The sequence below is a fragment of the Pseudoalteromonas sp. genome (assembly GCF_018402495.1).
Lineage (GTDB): Bacteria > Pseudomonadota > Gammaproteobacteria > Enterobacterales > Alteromonadaceae > Pseudoalteromonas.
Genome location: NZ_JAGYIU010000004.1, coordinates 285114 through 304709 on the forward strand (window position 1 = coordinate 285114; position 19596 = coordinate 304709).

Annotated in this window: 18 protein-coding genes and 1 pseudogene; 10 read left to right on the top strand and 9 right to left on the bottom strand. The window is 39.9% G+C overall.

Annotated elements, in window-relative coordinates; all coding sequences use genetic code 11:
- Positions 1-8: 8 nt before the first annotated feature.
- The 5 genes from KG708_RS13660 to KG708_RS13680 all read right to left on the bottom strand — a co-directional run bounded on the left by KG708_RS13660 (position 9) and on the right by KG708_RS13680 (position 3967).
- Positions 9-566: a YqgE/AlgH family protein gene (locus KG708_RS13660; RefSeq protein WP_024600819.1), complete on the bottom strand. Its 558-nt coding sequence runs from the start codon at positions 564-566 to the stop codon at positions 9-11.
- Between the two features lie 135 nt (positions 567-701).
- Positions 702-1652, bottom strand: coding sequence for a glutathione synthase (gshB, locus tag KG708_RS13665; RefSeq protein WP_213610615.1), 951 nt, complete (start codon positions 1650-1652; stop codon positions 702-704).
- 66 nt (positions 1653-1718) lie between these two features.
- Positions 1719-2453 (bottom strand): 16S rRNA (uracil(1498)-N(3))-methyltransferase, encoded by a 735-nt coding sequence (rsmE, locus tag KG708_RS13670; RefSeq protein WP_213610617.1) that lies wholly within the window; start codon positions 2451-2453, stop codon positions 1719-1721.
- Between the two features lie 69 nt (positions 2454-2522).
- Positions 2523-2996 (bottom strand): hypothetical protein, encoded by a 474-nt coding sequence (locus KG708_RS13675; protein ID WP_213610619.1) that lies wholly within the window; start codon positions 2994-2996, stop codon positions 2523-2525.
- Between the two features lie 77 nt (positions 2997-3073).
- The gene (locus KG708_RS13680; RefSeq protein WP_213610621.1) at positions 3074-3967 is read right to left on the bottom strand and encodes a hypothetical protein; all 894 of its coding nucleotides are present in this window, start codon (positions 3965-3967) and stop codon (positions 3074-3076) included.
- A 78-nt stretch (positions 3968-4045) separates the two neighbouring features.
- Between KG708_RS13680 and glnE the strand changes: the two genes are divergently transcribed.
- Positions 4046-6850 carry a bifunctional [glutamate--ammonia ligase]-adenylyl-L-tyrosine phosphorylase/[glutamate--ammonia-ligase] adenylyltransferase gene (gene glnE, locus KG708_RS13685; RefSeq protein WP_213610623.1) on the top strand — a complete coding sequence of 935 codons (2805 nt, stop codon included), beginning with the start codon at positions 4046-4048 and terminating at the stop codon, positions 6848-6850.
- 58 nt (positions 6851-6908) lie between these two features.
- Here glnE and KG708_RS13690 read toward each other — a convergent pair whose 3' ends face one another.
- The 3 genes from KG708_RS13690 to tolC form a co-directional block, all read right to left on the bottom strand.
- Positions 6909-7481 carry a toxin co-regulated pilus biosynthesis Q family protein gene (locus tag KG708_RS13690; RefSeq protein ID WP_213610626.1) on the bottom strand — a complete coding sequence of 191 codons (573 nt, stop codon included), beginning with the start codon at positions 7479-7481 and terminating at the stop codon, positions 6909-6911.
- 36 nt (positions 7482-7517) lie between these two features.
- Complete coding sequence (gene lpxL / locus KG708_RS13695) at positions 7518-8441, bottom strand: LpxL/LpxP family Kdo(2)-lipid IV(A) lauroyl/palmitoleoyl acyltransferase (protein WP_213610628.1); 924 nt, start codon at positions 8439-8441, stop codon at positions 7518-7520.
- 373 nt (positions 8442-8814) lie between these two features.
- Positions 8815-10173, bottom strand: a complete 1359-nt coding sequence (gene tolC, locus KG708_RS13700) for an outer membrane channel protein TolC (RefSeq protein WP_213610630.1) — start codon at positions 10171-10173, stop codon at positions 8815-8817.
- 158 nt (positions 10174-10331) lie between these two features.
- On the opposite strand from tolC, the gene KG708_RS13705 reads away from it, so the two are divergent.
- From KG708_RS13705 to rraB, 9 genes and pseudogenes are all read left to right on the top strand, one after another.
- A complete protein-coding gene (locus tag KG708_RS13705; RefSeq protein ID WP_213610632.1) occupies positions 10332-10958 on the top strand; it encodes an NUDIX domain-containing protein in 627 nt (208 codons plus the stop codon).
- A gap of 30 nt (positions 10959-10988) precedes the next feature.
- Entirely contained in the window at positions 10989-11447 is a 459-nt protein-coding gene (locus tag KG708_RS13710; protein ID WP_213610634.1) for a DUF1249 domain-containing protein, read from the top strand.
- Positions 11434-12219 carry a metallophosphoesterase gene (locus tag KG708_RS13715; RefSeq protein ID WP_213610636.1) on the top strand — a complete coding sequence of 262 codons (786 nt, stop codon included), beginning with the start codon at positions 11434-11436 and terminating at the stop codon, positions 12217-12219. The genes KG708_RS13710 and KG708_RS13715 overlap by 14 nt, the downstream gene beginning before the upstream one ends.
- Entirely contained in the window at positions 12204-12767 is a 564-nt protein-coding gene (locus tag KG708_RS13720; RefSeq protein WP_213610638.1) for a YqiA/YcfP family alpha/beta fold hydrolase, read from the top strand. Before KG708_RS13715 ends, KG708_RS13720 begins: the two co-directional genes overlap by 16 nt.
- Before the next feature lie 20 nt (positions 12768-12787).
- Positions 12788-14677: a DNA topoisomerase IV subunit B gene (gene parE, locus KG708_RS13725; protein WP_213610640.1), complete on the top strand. Its 1890-nt coding sequence runs from the start codon at positions 12788-12790 to the stop codon at positions 14675-14677.
- Positions 14677-14796, top strand: a pseudogene (locus KG708_RS17705) (sorbosone dehydrogenase family protein); the annotation flags it as partial. The gene parE and the pseudogene KG708_RS17705, both read left to right, overlap by 1 nt.
- A gap of 10 nt (positions 14797-14806) precedes the next feature.
- Positions 14807-17104: a DNA topoisomerase IV subunit A gene (parC, locus tag KG708_RS13730; protein ID WP_213610642.1), complete on the top strand. Its 2298-nt coding sequence runs from the start codon at positions 14807-14809 to the stop codon at positions 17102-17104.
- 156 nt (positions 17105-17260) lie between these two features.
- The gene (locus KG708_RS13735) at positions 17261-17974 is read left to right on the top strand and encodes a 1-acylglycerol-3-phosphate O-acyltransferase (protein ID WP_213610644.1); all 714 of its coding nucleotides are present in this window, start codon (positions 17261-17263) and stop codon (positions 17972-17974) included.
- Positions 17974-18309, top strand: a complete 336-nt coding sequence (rraB, locus tag KG708_RS13740) for a ribonuclease E inhibitor RraB (RefSeq protein ID WP_213610646.1) — start codon at positions 17974-17976, stop codon at positions 18307-18309. The genes KG708_RS13735 and rraB overlap by 1 nt, the downstream gene beginning before the upstream one ends.
- A gap of 71 nt (positions 18310-18380) precedes the next feature.
- Here rraB and KG708_RS13745 read toward each other — a convergent pair whose 3' ends face one another.
- The gene (locus tag KG708_RS13745) at positions 18381-19352 is read right to left on the bottom strand and encodes a zinc transporter ZntB (RefSeq protein ID WP_213610648.1); all 972 of its coding nucleotides are present in this window, start codon (positions 19350-19352) and stop codon (positions 18381-18383) included.
- Positions 19353-19596: the final 244 nt, after the last annotated feature.

Consider the following 19596-nt stretch of genomic DNA (forward strand, 5'->3'; position numbering starts at 1 on the left):
GTGTCTTTTTAAGCATGCCCAGCTTCGGGGCTTAGTTGACTAACATCAAAACCAAGCATAGAAACGGCCATTTCCCAGCGTTTTTCTACTGGAGTATCAAATATTATTTTAGGATCGGCTTTAATGATCAGCCAGCTATTGTCTAATAGCTCTTGCTCTAATTGGCCTTGTTCCCAACCGGAGTAGCCTAAAGTAATAATAAATTGCTCGGGTGCTTGGGCTGTGGTTAACGTGGCTAACACATCTTTTGAGGTGGTGATCATAATATCACTGCTCAACTTTTGGCTTGCCGAGTACCCAGGTTTAGGTGAATGTAGCACAAAGCCACGGTCTGTTTTTACCGGCCCGCCAGCAAACACGGTCACTTGAGCGGCATGTTGAGATTTATCGTTATCAATATCAATTTTGTCGAGTAACTCACCTACGGTGACATCAATCGGCTGATTGATCACCAATCCCATAGCGCCTTCTTCGTTGTGTTCACAAATATAAGTGACGGCACGTTTAAAAAAAGGGTCTTGCATTGATGGCATTGCGATTAAAAAGTGATTTTCTAATGACTGCATAAGTTTTACCCTTTTAGTTATTGAATCTTGAGTATGGCATAGTCCCATGTTTTAACACTAAAGATTTATTCGAGTTTTCAGCGATGACACGATAAGCGTCATCGCTTTATATCTTAGAACTGGTTCAGTGATAATTTATTTATTAAGCTTTTTCTCTATTGCATCAAATAAAATGCCGGTAATTGAAATATCGTAAGCGGCTTCAATTTCTTTTACGCAGGTTGGCGCCGTTACGTTAATCTCAGTTAACTTATCACCAATAATATCTAAACCTACAAATATTAAGCCTTTTTCTTTCAAAGTAGGGGCGACCGCCTTTGCAATCTTAAGATCTGATTCGCTAATTGGGCGGGCTTCACCACGACCGCCTGCGGCTAAATTACCGCGTGTTTCGCCATTTTGTGGAATACGCGCTAAGCAATAAGGAATCACTTCACCATCAACAACCAATACGCGCTTATCGCCTTGGGTGATCTCTGGGATATAATTTTGCGCCATGGCAAAGCGGCTACCATGCTCGGTTAAGGTTTCGCATATTACGCCTATATTAGCATCATCAGCTTTTACTCTAAAAATAGAGGCGCCACCCATGCCATCAAGCGGTTTTAAAATAATATCTTTATGCTGGGCTAAAAACTCACGAATTTGCTTTTGACTGCGCGTAACTAGCGTATCAGGTGTGTGCTCACTAAACCAAGCGGTAAAGAGTTTTTCATTGGCGTCGCGCAAGCTTTGTGGTTTATTAATCACTAATGTGCCCGCTTGTTCTGCACGTTCTAAAATATAGGTTGCGTAAATATATTCAGTATCAAAAGGCGGATCTTTACGCATTAAAATAACGTCTAAATCAGCCAGCGCAATGGTGGTTTTTTCTTCAAGCTCATACCATTTTTCTGTGTTATCAAAAACCTTCGCTTTGGCTGCAGTGGCGTAGGCATTACCTTGACGCAGCGATAAATCATCCATTTCCATATAGTAAATTTCGTAGCCACGGGTTTGCGCTTGCATCATCATTGCAAAACCGGTGTCTTTTTTAATGTTAAATCCACTAATAGGATCTGAAATAATACCTAACTTAATTGCCATGCGCTGTGCCTTAATTTATGTGTTTTTTACAACTGTAATCTTGATATGTGGGTGCTTTTAGTTATTTCAATTAGCTAAATCGCCAAATTGTAATTGCAGTGCACTTAAAACAGTTAAAGCTGCTGTTTCTGTGCGAAGTACTCGCGGGCCTAAGCGAATACCTACAAATTCTTGTTGTTTAGTTTGCGCTATTTCATCATCGGTAAATCCCCCTTCAGGGCCAACTAAAAAGCGCACGCCACCATCAGGAACGGTAATGGTTTTAATACTGTGCTCGGCGCGTGGGTGTAACGTTAATTTAATTGCATCGGTTTGCTGTTCAAGCCAGTGTTTTAAATCTACGGGAGGATTAATGGTTGGTACAAAGTTGCGTCCGGATTGCTCTGCAGCAGCAATGGCTATTTTTTGCCATTGCTGGTGTTTTTTTTCTAGGCGATCACCGCTGAGCTTGACGCCGCAGCGCTGACTAAAAATAGGCGTTATTTCAGTGATCCCTAATTCAACCGACTTTTGAATAGTAAAATCCATTTTATCACCACGGGATACACACTGGCCTAAATGAATCTTTAATGGCGATTCAACGTCATGAGGATTAAATTCAAGGGGCATAACAACAACGTTTTTTTTACTCACGTCAATAATTTCACTGAGAAATTCACCCCCTTCACCATTAAAAATAGAAACCTGTTCGCCCACTTTCATACGTAACACACGACCGACATGGCCTGCAGCGTCATCGTCTAGGTTTAAAGGGGTATTAAGGGTAATTGGTGATGATTGATAAATATGAGGCACTCGCATGACGAATCACTTTTTACATAGAAGTTATATCCCTCTATGGTAAGTAAGCTAAGGCTTGGGTGCAATTATTTATTTTTCATCTTCGCAAGTTAAACGGGCTGTTAACTCCTGTGCGGTTTGGGCTATATCGCTATCACAGGATAAATGGTTTGAATGGCATTCATCTTTTATGGGCTTAATGTCATACCCCTGGTCTGTTTGAATAATCGTATAGCGCTTTTCATGTAGTGAGTTATAAATAAAGCGCTGTGTATCATCAGCGAGTAAGTAATCTGTTTGGTTAAACAGTACACCTTGAATATTGTGATGTTGGTGAAGGTAGCTGGCAAGCTCTGAGACGCTTATTTCGTTTCCAATATCGCAATAGCAATAATCTTTAACAAGCCCATCAAACATCATTTTAACCAGTTTTTGGGTATTCTCTCCGGCTACTATTATGTCTAATTTAGCACAGGCCTTGGTATTTAAATAATGTATGGCAAACGCACGACTAAACTCGTTGTCTATATCAATTAATAGATAACTTGCTGTTTTAATTCTCATATGCCCAAATACCCATTAGTTTTACCAGACTGTTAAATAAGGGGATTTGTTAACGACTCAGATTAACAAGCCCAGTACTAAATTGAAAACATACTTATCAATAAATATCCCGAAGCACAAAATACAGTAAACTCAATACATGCAATACCAATATTATCTTGATGATCGACTTCAAGGGCAGTGTCAATATTAGGCATTGAGATAATCTTTATAATATATGTTAAGCAGTATAGTAACAGCCACATCACACCGCAATGCATTACCAAGGTAAATAAGTTTTCTACCATTTTACCACTTTGAAATGCTGCGCTAGATAAACCAGCATAAGCCGCAAGTGCTAATCCAATTGACTTACCCGCATAGCGAATACCAATAGAGGTATTTTCTAAGCCAAAATTACTTTGTAATGATGCACCTTGATTCGCTTTGGCAAAGCGGTATTCTCGTATTTTACTGTCTATGGCAAACATACCTTGTAATAAAAAAAAGCTCACCGAGGCAATTAATAAGCTACTAAAGCCCTTAGCGTGAGTCCATTTATACAAACCAAGGACTAAAATCAGGTTGGCAATCAGCATTCCAGAATCAACCAGCGCGGCACAGACGTTTTGTTTTAATATTGCTGCTTCTTCATTAAAGCGATGTAATATCCATTTACGGTGAATTAAATGCCCTATTTTAATAAATGAAAATAACAGCACAATTAATAATATGACCTTTAATGGGTTTGATTGTGCGGTGCTAATGCTTATTTCATCAAACAAAAATGCGATCGTGGCGATCACTACTAATATTTCAGAGGCAAAACTAATCCCCATTGCAAAATTATCATGTTGCGCTAATTCTTCCTTAAGTGCTTGTTTTGCTTTTATTTGAGTTACAATTCTCAAACAAATAATGGTAATGCAAATAACAACAAAACTAATGGTAATCGCAACTAAACTAGTGTTAGATAATGACAAATATGACATGGTGTTCCTAAATAGATTTACCTTGATAGGTTTTTAATCATTCTAGTATGGTTATTGGTGAGATAAAAGAGGGTATTGATGAGTAATGACACGCAGCTTCCTATTCAATTACAAAAACTTGGCGAAACACGCTTTGCAGCGCTGTATCCAGCGCAACAAACGCAGCAACAGATAGTGCGGCTATTAGCGTTAAGTGATTTTGCTTGGCGCAGTTTAAGTTCTCAACCTACGCTGCTGTCTTGGTTGTTATGTGAGCAAGAAATTAAAAATAGAAAAATTTCTGATCCTTTTGCGCAGCTTGATATTAGTGAAATAGAGGAAAGTGAGTGTCATAAGTTACTGCGCCAATATCGAGAAAAATATTGGTTAAAGGTGGCTTTTTTAGATTTATGCTGTAAAAACCCGATTGAAAATAGTATTCACTACATTAGTGAACTTGCCAACAAACTGATCGACAGTGCTAATCAATGGGCTTATAAAAATGTCGCTAAAACCAATGGTGAGCCAGTCGATGAGCACAACAATCCACTACCGTTAATGGTATTAGGAATGGGAAAACTAGGTGGGCAAGAACTTAACTACTCATCAGATATCGATCTTATTTTTGCATACCCGCGCAATGTTAAAACCCAAGGTGGGCGTCGTTCACTCGAGGCATCTGTTTTCTACACTAAAGTGGCGCAAAAGCTGATTGCAGCGCTTAATCAATGTACGGTCGATGGTCAGGTTTTTCGTGTCGATATGCGTTTGCGTCCATTTGGTGAAAGTGGTCCATTGGTGATGAGTTTTACTGCCATTGAAGATTATTACCAAGAGCAAGGGCGTGATTGGGAGCGCTACGCGATGTTAAAAGGGCGTATAATTGGGTCACCTAATGTTTATTGGGATGAATTTAATACGTTATTAAAGCCATTTGTGTATCGCCGCTATATCGATTTTTCGGTTATTGAGTCGCTAAGAAAGATGAAGCTTATGATTGCCCAAGAGGTGCGCCGTAAGCGCTTAACTAATAATATTAAATTAGGCGGCGGTGGAATTCGCGAAGTGGAGTTTATTGTTCAGGCTTTGCAAATGGTGCGAGGCGGCAGAGAGGCAAACTTACAAACGCAATCTTTACTAATTGCATTAAAAGAGCTGACTCTTAGCCAAGTTATTGATGAACTTGAGGCTAAAGATTTAAAAAACAATTACTTATACTTACGCAAAGTAGAGCAATACCTACAAATATTTGATGATCAACAAACACAAACACTGCCCGAAGATGAGCTAAATCAACAGCGACTATATGTATTGCTAAATAAGGCTGATTTTAAAGCAACACTTGTGAAAATTGACCATGTTATGAGCCAAATACATAACGAATTTACCCAAGTTATTGGTGAAGAGATTGAACCATTAGATACCTGTGAAGGGGCGTTTATTAGTGCTTGGGATCATGGCGATGTGAGCTTTTTAAATGAGCCCAGAGATGAATGGCAAACACCACTTCATGATTTTAAACAACGGCTTTGTAAAGCTAAAGTGGGCAATCGTGGACGTGATATCCTTGATAAATTAATGCCTGCATTACTTAAGCAATTAAACGACTTTAATGCCAGTGCGAACGCCTTTGCAACGGTATGCCAAATTTTAAATAAAATTATTTCGCGCACTGCTTATTTAGAATTGTTGTATGAAAATCCTGGCACATTAAAACAATTGGTTTTGCTCTGTTGTCATAGCAAATGGATTGGCGAGCATATTTCATTGTATCCCATTTTACTTGATGAACTTATCGACCCCGCTGTACTTTACAAACCAACCCCATTAACGGCCTACAAAGATGAAATAAGGCAGTATTTTTTACGCATCGAACATGATGATTTAGAGCAGCAAATGGAGGCCTTGCGTCAATTTAAGCAAACCCATCAATTACGCATTGCCGCCGCTGATGCCACAGGTGTTCTTGATGTGATGAAAGTAAGCGATCACTTAACAGCACTGGCTGAGTCGATAGTTGATCAGGCTGTCAATATTGCTTGGTATCATTGTGTAAAACGCTTTGGTATGCCGCCTAACACTAATGATGAGAATAAGGGGTTTGCGGTTATTGCTTATGGTAAAACGGGGGGCTTTGAGGTGGGTTATGACTCTGACTTAGATCTAGTTTTTGTGCATAACCATGATGGTACAAGCTACACCAGTGGTGATAAAACAATTGATTCAAGGCAGTTTTATTTAAAACTAGCGCAACGATTAATGCATTTATTTAATACTCGTACTGCCTCTGGCATTTTATATGAGTTAGATACTCGTCTGCGCCCAGAAGGGGCTTCTGGATTATTAGCGATAAACCTAGAAAGCTTCCATCATTATCAGCAAACACAGGCATGGACGTGGGAGCACCAAGCATTGGTTAGAGCTCGGTTGATTTTAGGCCAAGCTGAACTAGGGGCACGGTTTGCGCAAATTCGAGCCGAAATATTATGCCAAAAACGTGATGAAAATATTTTAAAACAAGATGTTATAAAAATGCGTGAAAAAATGCGCGGTCATTTAGCTAAAGGCAATGCGCAGCAGTTTGATTTAAAACAAGATGTCGGTGCTATGACGGATATTGAGTTTATAACGCAATACTTGGTATTAAAACATGCCCATGAGTTTACTCATTTATGTGACAATTCTGACAATGTCAGAATTTTAACTGACGCGGCTAAAATTGGGTGTATCAGTGATATTCAAAAACAGCAGCTTATTCAAGCGTATATAGCTTATCGCTCTCGCTATCATGTGTTGAGCTTAGATCAGCTAGGTCGTTGCGTAAAACGAGAAGAATTTAGCGAAGATATTAATAATGTAAGTGCTGTTTGGATGGCTATATTTGCGTTAGATAAAGAGGTTTAATGCCTCTGCGCTCAATATATTTGAGCGCATACATATCAATAAAGTAAACCAAAGGTAGTTAATTACTTATTTTTAAACAGTTTGAACGCACAAACTCAGATGGTAACTCGGTAATAACGGCAGCACGTTGTTTTGGACAAAAGAACGCGTACACTTCATTTTCAAAGTCATCATTGATAGATCGGCTAACGCGGTATAAAGCTGAATTAAAGCTACCGTCTATACGAAAATGATCTTTTACTACGTAATCTTTGTCTAAGTACCATAATAATTTAACACCTTCATTATCAGCATATTGAGTGAGTACTGTACGTAAGGTTTCGTCGCGTTGGAAGCGACGCGGTCCTGTTTTTCCACTCCAATTTAAAGGCATAGGTTTTACTACAAAAGAGCGTTGATTAAGTGCTCTATCGAGGCTGAGATCGGGTTTGTCCAATTGAATGACAAATTTATTATTATTTTTATCAGTGTTGATTCTGTTGCGAATTGATGCATAAAACCGAGAAAACCCTTCAGCCGCAGCATTAGTGGTTTGTTTATAATTTAGCGACGAAGCACTATTGAGCAAAAAGTAAATGGCTGCGCCAATTAACAATAAAGCTAAAAGTAAATATCTAATCCAAAACCACATAGGCGTTACTCATCATTATTATTTAATAATCCACTTTTAATAAAAAGATGGAGCGTCTTTATCTGGTCGTGTTTTAAAGCGCCTATGTAGCCACATATATTGCTCAGGAGCGGCATTTATTGATTGCTCCATACGCTGATTTACACGCCTTACATCTGCTTTATCGTCGCCACTTGGGAAGTTTTCAAGCTCAGGGACGATTTCTAAATGATATTTTCCGTCGTTATCTCGATGCGTAATTAGGCTCATTGTTTCGCAACTTTTACTGCCTGCAAACATCAGTGTTCCGGTGGTTGTTGCAGTGTCGGGCACGGCATAAAATGGCACAAACTCACAGCGGTTACGACCATAATCTTGATCAGGTAAGTAATAGCACACTTTTTTATTTTTTAACGCTTTTAATAGCCCTTTTACGTCTTTTTTACCAACCATGTATTCGTTAGAGCGAAGACGCCCGTTGGTAGTGAAATACTCCATTAATGCGTTATTATGTGGGCGATAAAAACCAATACCCTGGCACTTTAATCCCATTACGCGACTGGCCATTTCAAGATGAAGTACATGTGGAACAAGTAATAAAACACCTTTTCCAGATTGTTGGACGCGTTCAAAATGTTCAAGTCCTTTTAGTGAACCCAGCACTTTTTCGACGCGCCATTTCGGCCACCACCAAGCCATACCGGTTTCAACCATGGCAATGCCGGTATTTTCCATGTTTTTTAGTACTAAGTGTTGCTGCTCGGCTTCGCTCATCGTCGGAAAACAGCGTTTAATGTTAACCTCAGCGATGTGTCTTCTGCGTTTCATATATTTGTAAACTAAATGCCCAAGTTGTTTACCCATGGTTAATTGTAGTTTTTGTGGTAACCACGAAATAAGATATAAAAACAAGACACCAATCCACGTTAGCCAATAACGAGGACCTAAAAAAGAGGCTTTAAAAGGGGATGAGTTAACCACAAAAATTTCTCTAAAAAATAAAAGGCTAGGGTCTGGTGACCTTTACGGATTAATATTTGTTCAAACTAGGGACAATTTAATCGCGGCGCGAGGTTTGTAACCTAGTGGGCTAAGTAAAAACCGAGCAACAAAGAGTTAATTGTCCCTAGGCAGAACCCTTCGGGCAGCGCCTGTTTGGCATTGATGCTACGTTATCGCCTATTTATGAGGAATAACTACACCACATAAGCTCTGCCTTGCCTAAATACCAAACAGGCTGCTGCAAATTTAACCTTGAAAGGTCAACAGACCCTAGTTTAACGTTATGCGCTTAAAAATACAAAAAGCCAGAAAGAATCTGGCTTTTATAATTTTACACTAATAATGTGGTTGCTTAGTTTACGGTGTTTAACCCTTGATTTATAGCCACTAAATCGTCGCGGCTTAATGTGCCTGTTGCTTGTTTTAGGCGAAGCGTTGACAAAACATAACGGTAGCGCACATCAGCTAGATTACGCTTTGCATTGTATAAGTTTTGCGTACTTACGAGCACATCAACAATGGTACGTGTACCCACTTCAAAACCTGCTTCTGTGGCTTTGAGCGCACTTTGAGCTGAAACAACCGCTTGTTCGAGCGCTTTAAAGGTGGCAATGTCAGAGACCACTTGATTATAAGAAGTAATAACTGAGCGAGTTACTGCGCGATAATTAGTTTCAAAGTCTTGGCTTGCAGCAACATAAAATGCACGTGCTTGATCCGTTGCAGCTACAGTCGCTCCACCTGAGTAAAGTGGTACGCTAAAGTTAAGCCCAACAGAGCTTGAGTCTGAACGAGGTTGGCTGTCAAAACTCACACCATTTGTTTTACGGTCTGTTAATGAATCCCCATAGCTAGCATTTAAGGTTAGTTTTGGATAATGCCCCGCTTTGGCAAGCTCAATTTGCTCTTTAGCTATATCAACGGTGATTTTAGACACTTGCAGATTTAAGTTTTTGTCTTTCGCTATTTTAACTAAATCAGTTGCAGGCGTACTTGGCTTAACAGTAGAAAATGTTTCGGTGTTTAACATATCTAGCTTTGCATGGTATTTACCGGTGATCTCACGTAGTTGCTCACGGGCTGTTTCTACCGCATTATTAGCAATGATTTCTTGTGCTACTGAATTATCAAATTGCGCTTGTGCTTCGTGCACATCAGTGATAGCGGTTAAGCCAACGGCGTAGCGTTGTTTCGTTTGTTCAAGTTGACGCTCAATGGCACGTTTTTCTGCGTTTACAAACTCTAGGTTATCAATGGCACTTAATACGTTAAAATAGCCTTCGGCTACACGGACTATTAAATCTTGTTTAGCAAAGTCATATTGGCCGCTAGCTTGAAGTGCTTGTTTGTCGGCTATACCTAATGAATTCCATGCGCCTAAATCAAATAAGGTTTGGCTTAAGCTAACACCACGTGTGAATTGATCTGTGTCGCTTTCTACTTGAACTTGGTTTGATAAATCGCCAACACTTTGAAAAGAGGTTGAGTCGCTTTTTTCATAACCCATGCTCAAGCCAATTTGTGGTAATAGTGCGCTCATGGCACGATCACTTTGGTAAGATTGTGCATCAGCTTGGGCTTTTGCTTTTAATACTGTCGGGTCGTTAGCGGTTGCGATTTCAAAAACTTGAAGTAAATCTTCTGCATTGGCTACGGTTGAGCCCAATGCGCATGATAAACTAACCAGTGCTGCAAGGATGTTCTTTTTCATGTGATGTTCGGTCCTTAGACAATTTTTGTACTACAGGCATGTTAACCTGTTTTACTTAATAACTAAAAAAAAAATTAGTAAAACAACTTTTTCAAGTGTAACAGAATATATATCTATAATGGCGTTGATGTATTTGCGCATTTAAAAAAGGAAAATAGATGATTAACAAAAGTCGTATTAAATTTACTCATGACGATGTGAGCTTAAAGCCGATTGAAAACTTGTATGATGGTTTTTTTAAAATAAACCTTTATCAATTTAAGCATGCGCTGTTTGCGGGTGGAGAATCTGAGGTTATTCGTCGTGAAATTCTTGAGCGCGGTGATGCGGTCGCAGTATTGCCTTATGATCCGGTGACGGAGCAAGTTCTGCTAATCGAACAAATTCGAATTGGCGCAATTAAAAGCAAACATTCGCCTTGGCTGTTAGAATGTATAGCGGGTATGACTGATAGCAGTGATGATTATGAATCGGTTGTTAAAAAAGAAGCGTTTGAAGAAGCGGGACTTAATTTAACAGAACTTGAATTTATGTTGTCTTACCTTTCAAGCCCAGGAGGCACGACAGAGCGCTTATATCTATATTTAGCCCGGGCAGATCTAAGCCAAATAGCCACCGGTATTTATGGGCTTGAAACCGAAGGTGAAGATATTAAAACCCATATTATGGATTTAGATGAAGCATTTGAACGACTTAATAATGGTGAAATAGATAATGCTGCTACGGTAATTTGCTTGCAATGGTTAGCACTAAATCGCGATAAAATACGTAATAAGTGGGCATAGTTTTTAATTTTTAATAGTAACGGCGGTATTTTGACAGCACTTTTAACCACAAATCGATACATTCAAAGCCTTCCAAAGTATTTAACACTTTGTGAGCATAATTACGTACGCCTTTTAAAATTACTACCTCATGAACGAGCGATTGGTAGTGTTAGAGAAATCAAATTAGGCCACAGTGAATTTGCCATCAGCATTGATAACAGTGCTAAGTACACCCTTGATGTATCTATTAAACAGTTATCAGCAATGCTAAGTGGTATTGCGCCTTTGTATTTAACTGTGCGCTTATATAATGATGCTAAGGTAGCCGAAATTGTTCATCATGATTACCACCAACGTATCAAACCTTCTTATGGTTATCCTAATCCTAAAATGCATCAAAAAGATGAAAAATATCAATTAAATGCTTTTTTATATGACTGGTTAGTCGCTTGTATAGAGCGAGGCCAATCAACAGTTAATTGGGATATAAATAATGGCTTGGTTTGATGACACGTATTATTTTGAGCAAACTCAGCTGCGTATAGCCCATGTAACGGATTGTCATCTTTTTAGTGATAAACAGGGCGAATATTTTGGGGTTAACACCGCTGAATATTTTGCAAAGGCGCTCACCGATATAGCAAAAAAAAAACCTGATGCCTTGATATTTGGTGGTGATTTAACCCAAGATCACAGTTTTAATTCCTATTTGTTATTTGCTGAATTGATCCATAATAGTGAACTCAGTTGCCCAGTGTTTTGGGTGCCTGGTAATCATGATGAAATTGAGCAGCTCAATTTAATTAGTGGTGGGCAAATACAACGCGCTAAACATATTGTGGCGCAAGGAATTGAGCTTTTATTACTTAACTCTAAAGGAAATACGCCTGCTGGGTGGGTAATGCCCTCGCATTTAGATGAAATTATGGCGTGTTTAGTCGATTCAGATAATCGTCATATTGTATTTTGCCATCATAACCCATTGCCTATTAATGGCTACCTAGATAAACACATGCTAGAAAATGGGCCGCAGCTATTAAATTTATTAGTTAATAATGGTCGCGTTGATGCGCTGTTTCATGGTCATGTTCATAACGATTATCAACAGCAATTTAGAGAGCTTGATATTTACGCGACACCGGCCAGCTGCGTACAATTTACAAAGCACACTGCTAGCTGGCAGCAAGAGGACAAGGGGGCAGCTTATCGTATGCTGTATTTAAACGCTAAACAACAACAGGTGCATATACGTACGGACGTGGTATGGTTAAACGAGTAATTTATATTCATGGTTTTAATAGCTCTGAAAAATCATATAAAGCTGTGCGCTTTGGTGAGCTTATGGCACACTATGATGTTGATTATTGTGTGCCGCGCTTAAATCATGAACCGATAGAGGCAATTTTAGCGCTTGAACAACTAATAACGCCGAATACGGTGTTACTGGGCAGCTCGTTAGGTGGTTTTTTTGCCACGTATTTATCGCAGCGTTATCAAATTCCTGCGGTGGTAATTAATCCTGCCGTTGCCCCATATACATTATTAGAGCCTATACTTGGGCCTAATTATAATCCGTATCAAGATTATAATTACCAATTACAATCTCGTCATATAGATGCGTTAAAAGCATTAACGGTGACAGAGTTAAAACACCCTGAGCTGTTGTATTTATTACAGCAAACAGGGGATGAAGTGTTAAATTTTCAGCACGCAATAAAGTATTACTCACAATGTAAACAGTTAATTGAATTTGGCGGCGATCATAGCTTTAATGGCTTTGAGCGAGCTTTTTCAAGCATTGTCGATTTTCTTAAAATCAGATATTAGCGTATATAAAGATAAAAACTATGACTCAACAAAATTATAACGCCGAAGCCATTGAAGTACTTAATGGATTAGAGCCGGTAAAACGCCGCCCAGGCATGTATACAGACACATCGCGCCCCAATCATTTAGGCCAAGAGGTTATTGATAACAGTGTTGATGAAGCAATGGCCGGGCATGCGACGCGTATTGATGTCATTTTACATGAAGATAACTCATTTGAAGTGAGCGATGATGGTCGGGGGATGCCGATAGATATTCACCCTGAAGAAGGTATTCCTGGGGTTGAACTCATATTTACCAAATTACACGCAGGTGGTAAGTTTTCAAATAAAAATTACCAGTTTTCTGGCGGTTTGCATGGCGTAGGTATCTCGGTTGTTAATGCGCTATCTACCCGCGTGGAAGTAACGGTTCGCCGTGATGCACAGCAATTTAGAATGGCTTTTGAGCATGGCGATAAGGTTGAAGATTTAAATGTGATTGGCTCAGTGGGTAAACGCAACACCGGTACGACTGTGCGTTTTTGGCCAGATACCCGCTATTTTGACTCAGCTAACTTCTCATTGACTAAGCTTAACCATTTATTAAAAGCCAAAGCGGTTTTATGCCCAGGGCTGCGTATTAAGTTTGTAAATAAACAAACTAAAGAAACCCAAGAGTGGTTTTATGAAACCGGCTTAAAAGATTACTTAGTAGAGGCAGTTAAAGGCTACGAAATACTACCTAAAGACCCATTTGTTGGAGAGTTTTCTAGTTCTATTGAAGGCGCTGATTGGGCGGTAGTATGGATGCCAGAAGGTGGTGAGTCGATAGCCGAAAGTTATGTAAACTTAATTCCTACCGCGCAAGGGGGCACCCATGTAAATGGCCTACGCCAAGGGCTTTTAGAGGCTATGCGTGAATTTTGTGAGTTTAGAAATTTATTACCACGTGGCGTAAAGCTTACCCCAGATGATATTTGGGAACGTTGTAGTTATGTGTTGTCGGTAAAAATGCAAGACCCACAATTTGCAGGCCAAACCAAAGAAAAACTCTCATCACGTTCATGTGCTGCGTTTGTATCGGGTGTCGTAAAAGATGCCTTTAGTTTGTGGCTAAATGAGCACACTGACACCGCAGAGCTACTTTCTGAATTATGTATTTCAAATGCGCAGCGACGCTTACGTGCGGCTAAAAAAGTAGTTCGTAAACGTGTTACTTCAGGCCCTGCATTACCAGGCAAACTGACCGATTGTAGTGCTGCTGATAATGACCGCACGGAATTGTTTTTAGTAGAGGGTGATTCAGCAGGCGGCTCGGCAAAGCAAGCGCGAGATCGTGAGTTCCAAGCTATCATGCCACTAAGAGGTAAAATTTTAAATACTTGGGAAGTAGAATCAGGACAAATTTTAGCCTCTCAAGAAGTGCATGATATTTCAGTGGCATTGGGTATTGATCCCGACTCAACAGATTTATCAGGACTACGTTACAATAAAATATGTATATTAGCGGATGCTGACTCGGATGGATTGCATATTGCCACTTTATTGTGTGCCTTATTTGTGCGCCACTTCCCACAGTTGGTAAAAACGGGGCATGTATATGTTGCTATGCCACCATTGTTTAGAATTGATATTGGTAAAGATGTTTACTACGCGCTTGATGAAGACGAAAAAACCGGCATATTAGCGCGTATAGAAGCAGAGAAAAAACGCGGTAAGGTCAATGTGCAACGCTTTAAAGGCTTGGGTGAAATGAACCCGCTACAATTGCGTGAAACAACTATGGATCCGAATACCCGTCGTTTAGTGCAGCTTACACTTGATGAAGAAGAGCAAACAATGGAAATGATGGATATGTTACTTGCTAAAAAACGTTCATCAGATCGTCGTCAATGGTTAGAAGATCACGGTAACAAAGCACAAGTTTAATGCAAAACGAAACTACATTTGGACGCCCCGTTGTACTTACACAATTGAATGATGGCAGTCTATTGGTAAGCGATGATTACGCTAACGTAATTTACCGCGTAAGCTATAAGAAAAACTAGGTAAGCTTTAATGAGTGATACAGATACCTTGCTAATGCAAGGAATTGAACAACAAACAATGGGGCGTTTTACTGAAGACGCCTATTTAAATTATTCAATGTACGTGATCATGGATCGTGCTTTACCGCATGTTGGTGACGGCCTAAAACCAGTGCAACGTCGTATTATTTATGCGATGAGTGAATTGGGGTTATCGGCAAATGCCAAATATAAAAAGTCAGCTCGTACCGTGGGTGACGTATTAGGTAAATACCACCCTCATGGTGATAGTGCCTGTTATGAAGCCATGGTATTAATGGCGCAGCCGTTCTCTTATCGCTATCCTTTGGTAGATGGTCAAGGTAACTGGGGGGCAGCTGATGATCCTAAATCGTTTGCGGCAATGCGTTATACTGAAGCGCGTTTATCTAAATTCTCTGAGGTATTACTTAAAGAATTAGGGCAAGGGACTGTTGATTGGACGCCAAATTTTGATGGCACCATGGATGAACCTTTAGTTCTCCCCTCGCGCTTGCCACATATATTACTCAATGGTGTAACAGGGATTGCGGTCGGTATGGCCACCGATATTCCGCCGCATAACGTGCGTGAAGTCGCCAGTGCGTGTTGTTTATTACTTGATAAACCAAAAACAGAACTCGAAGAGTTACTTGAGCTCGTTCATGCGCCAGATTACCCAACCGATGCTGAAATAATTACGCCTAAAGCTGATATTCACAAAATTTATAAAACCGGTCGTGGCTCAATTAAAATGCGCGCAGTGTATTGTGAAGAGCAGGGCGATATTGTTATTACAGCCTTGCCGCATCAATGTTCGGGTGCAAAAGTACTTGAGCAAATAGCAGCGCAAATGAACGCTAAAAAGTTGCCAATGGTGGCTGATTTACGTGATGAGTCTGATCATGAAAATCCAACCCGTATTGTGATTGTGCCGCGTTCAAATCGAATTAAAGCTGAGCCATTAATGGCGCACTTATTTGCAACCACTGACCTTGAAAAAAATTATCGCGTAAACCTAAATATGTTGGGCTTAGATGGTCGCCCGCAGGTTAAAGACCTACGTGGCATTTTAACTGAATGGCTGACTTTTAGACGTGAAACAGTGCGTCGTCGTTTGCAATACCGGCTTGATAAGGTACTCGCACGGTTACATATTTTAGAGGGCTTACTTGCTGCCTTTTTAAATATTGACGAAGTCATAGAAATTATCCGCTCTGAAGACAAGCCTAAACCATTATTAATGGAACGCTTTGAGTTAACTGATATTCAAGCAGAAGCTATTTTAGAATTAAAACTTCGTCATTTAGCAAAACTTGAAGAGTTTAAAATTCGTGGTGAGCAAGATGAATTAGCCAAAGAGCGTGACAAACTAGAGCAAACATTAAGCTCAGACCGTCGCATGTCGACGTTGCTTAAAAAAGAAATTCAAGAAGCCGCAGAAATGTATGGTGACGATCGTCGCTCGCCTGTAATTGAACGCGTAGAAGCCAAAGCACTGAGCGAAAAAGACTTAATTCCTTCAGAGTCGGTGACTGTTGTTCTATCTGATAAAGGTTGGGCTCGTGTAGGTAAGGGTCATGACTTAGATGTAGAAGGGTTAAATTACCGCGCCGGTGATGGTTATAGAGCATCCGCGCGAGGTAAAAGCAATCAACCTGCGGTATTTTTAGACTCAGCAGGGCGCGCATTTGCGACCGATGCCCACAGCTTACCTTCAGCGCGAAGCCAAGGCGAGCCGATGACAGGACGCTTTAACTTAACCTCAGGCGCAAGCTTTGAGCATGTAGTTATGGGTGAAGACGCTCAAGTACTGCTAATGGCCTCCGACGCCGGTTATGGCTTTATTACTGATTTTAAAGACTTAGTAAGTAAAAATAAAAACGGTAAAGCTTTGGTGAGTGTACCAAAAGGTGGGGTGTTGTTATCACCAATTCGCGTTAATGACGTAGCCAGTGATTACTGTATGGCGATTTCTAACGAAGGGCGGATGTTGTTATTCCCACTACGTGATTTACCTAAGTTAGGTAAGGGTAAGGGCAATAAAATAATTTCTATTCCGGGCGCTAAGATACAAGCGCGCGAAGAGTTTGTAAAAGTATTAGCTGTAGTGCCCCAAGGCAGTAGTGTTACGCTGCATGCTGGTAAGCGTAAGCTAACTCTCAAGCCAAGTGACCTTGAACATTATTACGGTGAGCGAGGCCGCAGAGGGAATAAGTTACCTCGTGGTTTACAACGCGTTGATGAAGCTGTGGTAGAGTTAACGCCGCAGCAAGTGGATGAGCCAAGCTCAGACGCAGAGCCAAGTTAACCTTTGGACTAAACTAGACAACGGCTTACTTAGGTAAGCCGTTTTTTTATGACTGTTTTATTTCAGCGCACGCTTGTTCGCTATTTTCTCGTCTGCGCCATCAAATAACGTTATAATAACGCAATACATAATTGTGGTTACATTGGAGAGGCGCACTTGCTAGCTGTTATACGTATTTTAATAATGCTGTTGTTTATATTATTAAGTTGTTTTTTTGGTTTATTGTTATCAATTTTTAGACCCTTTCACCCCAATAATGTACACGTTATTGCAAGTTGGTTTGGCTCAATGGCTAAAATGCTTGGGGTTAAATTAGAACTAAAATATCATCCTGACGCGCTTCATGTTGGCCCTGCGGTGTATGTAGCGAATCATCAAAATAGCTATGATTTATTTACTATTCCAGCCATGGTGCCAAAAAATTGTGTGAGTGTGGGTAAAAAAAGTCTTAAATGGATCCCATTTTTTGGGCAATTATATTGGTTGTCGGGTAATATTTTAATTGATAGATCAAATCGTTCAAAAGCCGCCGGGACAATCTCTAAAGCTGCTGCTAAAATCAAACAAAAAGGTTTGTCGGTGTGGATGTTTCCTGAAGGAACGCGTAGTTATGGCCGTGGTTTACTCCCTTTTAAAACCGGTGCCTTTCATACGGCAATGAGTGCAGAGGTGCCTATTGTACCGGTATGTATGAACACAACCGACAAAACCATTAAACTAAACCGTTGGGATAATGGTACAATTTACATTGAAATGTTAGCGCCCATCGCACTTGATAAAAATATCAGTGCCCGTGAACATGCTAAAGATGTTCATTGTGTTATGGCTGCTAAAATAACCGAATTAGATGCTCAAGTGAGAGAGAAATAATGGAAAACTGGCGTGAAATAAGTGAAGACATCGTAACTTCATTACTTGAAGATGGGTCTGATCCGGAAATACTTTATGAAGTAGAACACCATTTTGTATGTGAAGATTTTGCCAAGTTAGAGCAGGCAGCATTAGCTGCGTTTAAGCTAGGCTACGATGTGGAAGAGCCAGCAGAACTTGAACTTGAAGACGGTGAAAAAATTTGGGGTTTTGACATTGTTGTTGAAGCTGAGTTAGACGTTGACGTGATAATGGAAGACGTTGATAAACTCGCGCAACTGGCTGTTGAATGTGATGTAGAATACGACGGGTGGGGCACTTACTTTCAAGAGTAAGGTGTAAACCAAAGGAAAAGGCGAACGTTCAATGTTCGCCTTTTTTGTGCCTTGTTGGATCTATGCAGTAATTACAGCCACTTTTTATTTTTAAAGTAAATACCAATCCCACCAGTCAAAATAATTAAAAACACCACAAATGCAGTGAATGCATAGGGGCTTTCTGTTCCAGGTATACCGCCAACATTGACTCCTAATAATCCAGTTAAAAAGCCCAGCGGTAAAAACAAAGCAGCCACTACCGACATTACATACATACGCTGATTTAATTGCTCAGAGACCTGATTTGTAATGGTTTGTTGAATAACTTGTGCGCGCTCAATTGAACTATCGAGCTCTTCTAAATAACGAATAAGTAAATTGGTGGTTTCGTTTAGTTTGGCTTTATCGTCGTTAAATAGCCACGGGTAATAGTTATTAACCATGTTGCTTAGTGCTTCTTTTTGTGGTTTTAAGTAGCGCTTTAATGCGATTGTTTGCCTGCGAAGTTGCGACAAACCTTGGTTATCAAACTTTTTACTGGGCTCATCAATTTCTTCTTCAAAGTTATCTAAACTTTCATCTAATTCATCGATGACTGTTTGCATACGCGAGGTTAGCTTATGCGCTAATGAACATATAAGTTCAGAAATACTGCACGGCCCCTCATTATTATTTAACGAGGTCAAAATATCTTGTACAGATAATAATTGGCGTTTGCGAGTGGTGATAACCACATCATTATTTATAAATAGCCGAATGGACACCATGTCTTCAGGGCTTTGTGCTGGGTTTAAATTAATTCCGCGTAAAAATAACATATGGCCATTAGTTGTAGGCGTTATTCGTGGGCGTGTTTCATCAGCAGTGAGTGATTCTAGCTCGTAGTCGTTTAACAGCCCACAATTTTTTAACCAATCAACTGCCTCTGCTTGGCTGTAGTCCATATGTACCCAAAGCTTCCCTTGTGCTGGTTGCCATTGATGTAATTGTTGGCTATTTTCTATTGGGCGTGCACCGCCTTGTTCATCAAGAATAAGCGCATGAAGTAAGCCGTTAATCATAATAATTTCTCATCGAAGGTATATTTTTAATATAGTTGACTGTAATGTATTTAATTAAGTAAATAAAATTTAGCTTTACTTTCGTATGTTAAATTGAGTTAAGTAACAAAAAATTGTTTTTTAGCCCATGGTTAAGTGCATCCGTTAAGGGGGCATTGTTAAACGACTTAACTCAAAAGGTCAATCAAATCGGCTTATCGAGTGGATAAATTTATTTTGTTGGTGTTTTAATCGCGGTAGCGTA

Bases quoted from the DNA above. Each gene is read 5' to 3' on its own strand.
- KG708_RS13660 (WP_024600819.1), bottom strand. From the start codon at position 566: ATGCAGTCATTAGAAAATCACTTTTTAATCGCAATGCCATCAATGCAA.
- gshB (WP_213610615.1), bottom strand. From the start codon at position 1,652: ATGGCAATTAAGTTAGGTATTATTTCAGATCCTATTAGTGGATTTAAC.
- rsmE (WP_213610617.1), bottom strand. From the start codon at position 2,453: ATGCGAGTGCCTCATATTTATCAATCATCACCAATTACCCTTAATACC.
- KG708_RS13675 (WP_213610619.1), bottom strand. From the start codon at position 2,996: ATGAGAATTAAAACAGCAAGTTATCTATTAATTGATATAGACAACGAG.
- KG708_RS13680 (WP_213610621.1), bottom strand. From the start codon at position 3,967: ATGTCATATTTGTCATTATCTAACACTAGTTTAGTTGCGATTACCATT.
- glnE (WP_213610623.1), top strand. From the start codon at position 4,046: ATGAGTAATGACACGCAGCTTCCTATTCAATTACAAAAACTTGGCGAA.
- KG708_RS13690 (WP_213610626.1), bottom strand. From the start codon at position 7,481: ATGTGGTTTTGGATTAGATATTTACTTTTAGCTTTATTGTTAATTGGC.
- tolC (WP_213610630.1), bottom strand. From the start codon at position 10,173: ATGAAAAAGAACATCCTTGCAGCACTGGTTAGTTTATCATGCGCATTG.
- KG708_RS13705 (WP_213610632.1), top strand. From the start codon at position 10,332: ATGATTAACAAAAGTCGTATTAAATTTACTCATGACGATGTGAGCTTA.
- KG708_RS13715 (WP_213610636.1), top strand. From the start codon at position 11,434: ATGGCTTGGTTTGATGACACGTATTATTTTGAGCAAACTCAGCTGCGT.
- KG708_RS13720 (WP_213610638.1), top strand. From the start codon at position 12,204: ATGGTTAAACGAGTAATTTATATTCATGGTTTTAATAGCTCTGAAAAA.
- parE (WP_213610640.1), top strand. From the start codon at position 12,788: ATGACTCAACAAAATTATAACGCCGAAGCCATTGAAGTACTTAATGGA.
- parC (WP_213610642.1), top strand. From the start codon at position 14,807: ATGAGTGATACAGATACCTTGCTAATGCAAGGAATTGAACAACAAACA.
- rraB (WP_213610646.1), top strand. From the start codon at position 17,974: ATGGAAAACTGGCGTGAAATAAGTGAAGACATCGTAACTTCATTACTT.
- KG708_RS13745 (WP_213610648.1), bottom strand. From the start codon at position 19,352: ATGATTAACGGCTTACTTCATGCGCTTATTCTTGATGAACAAGGCGGT.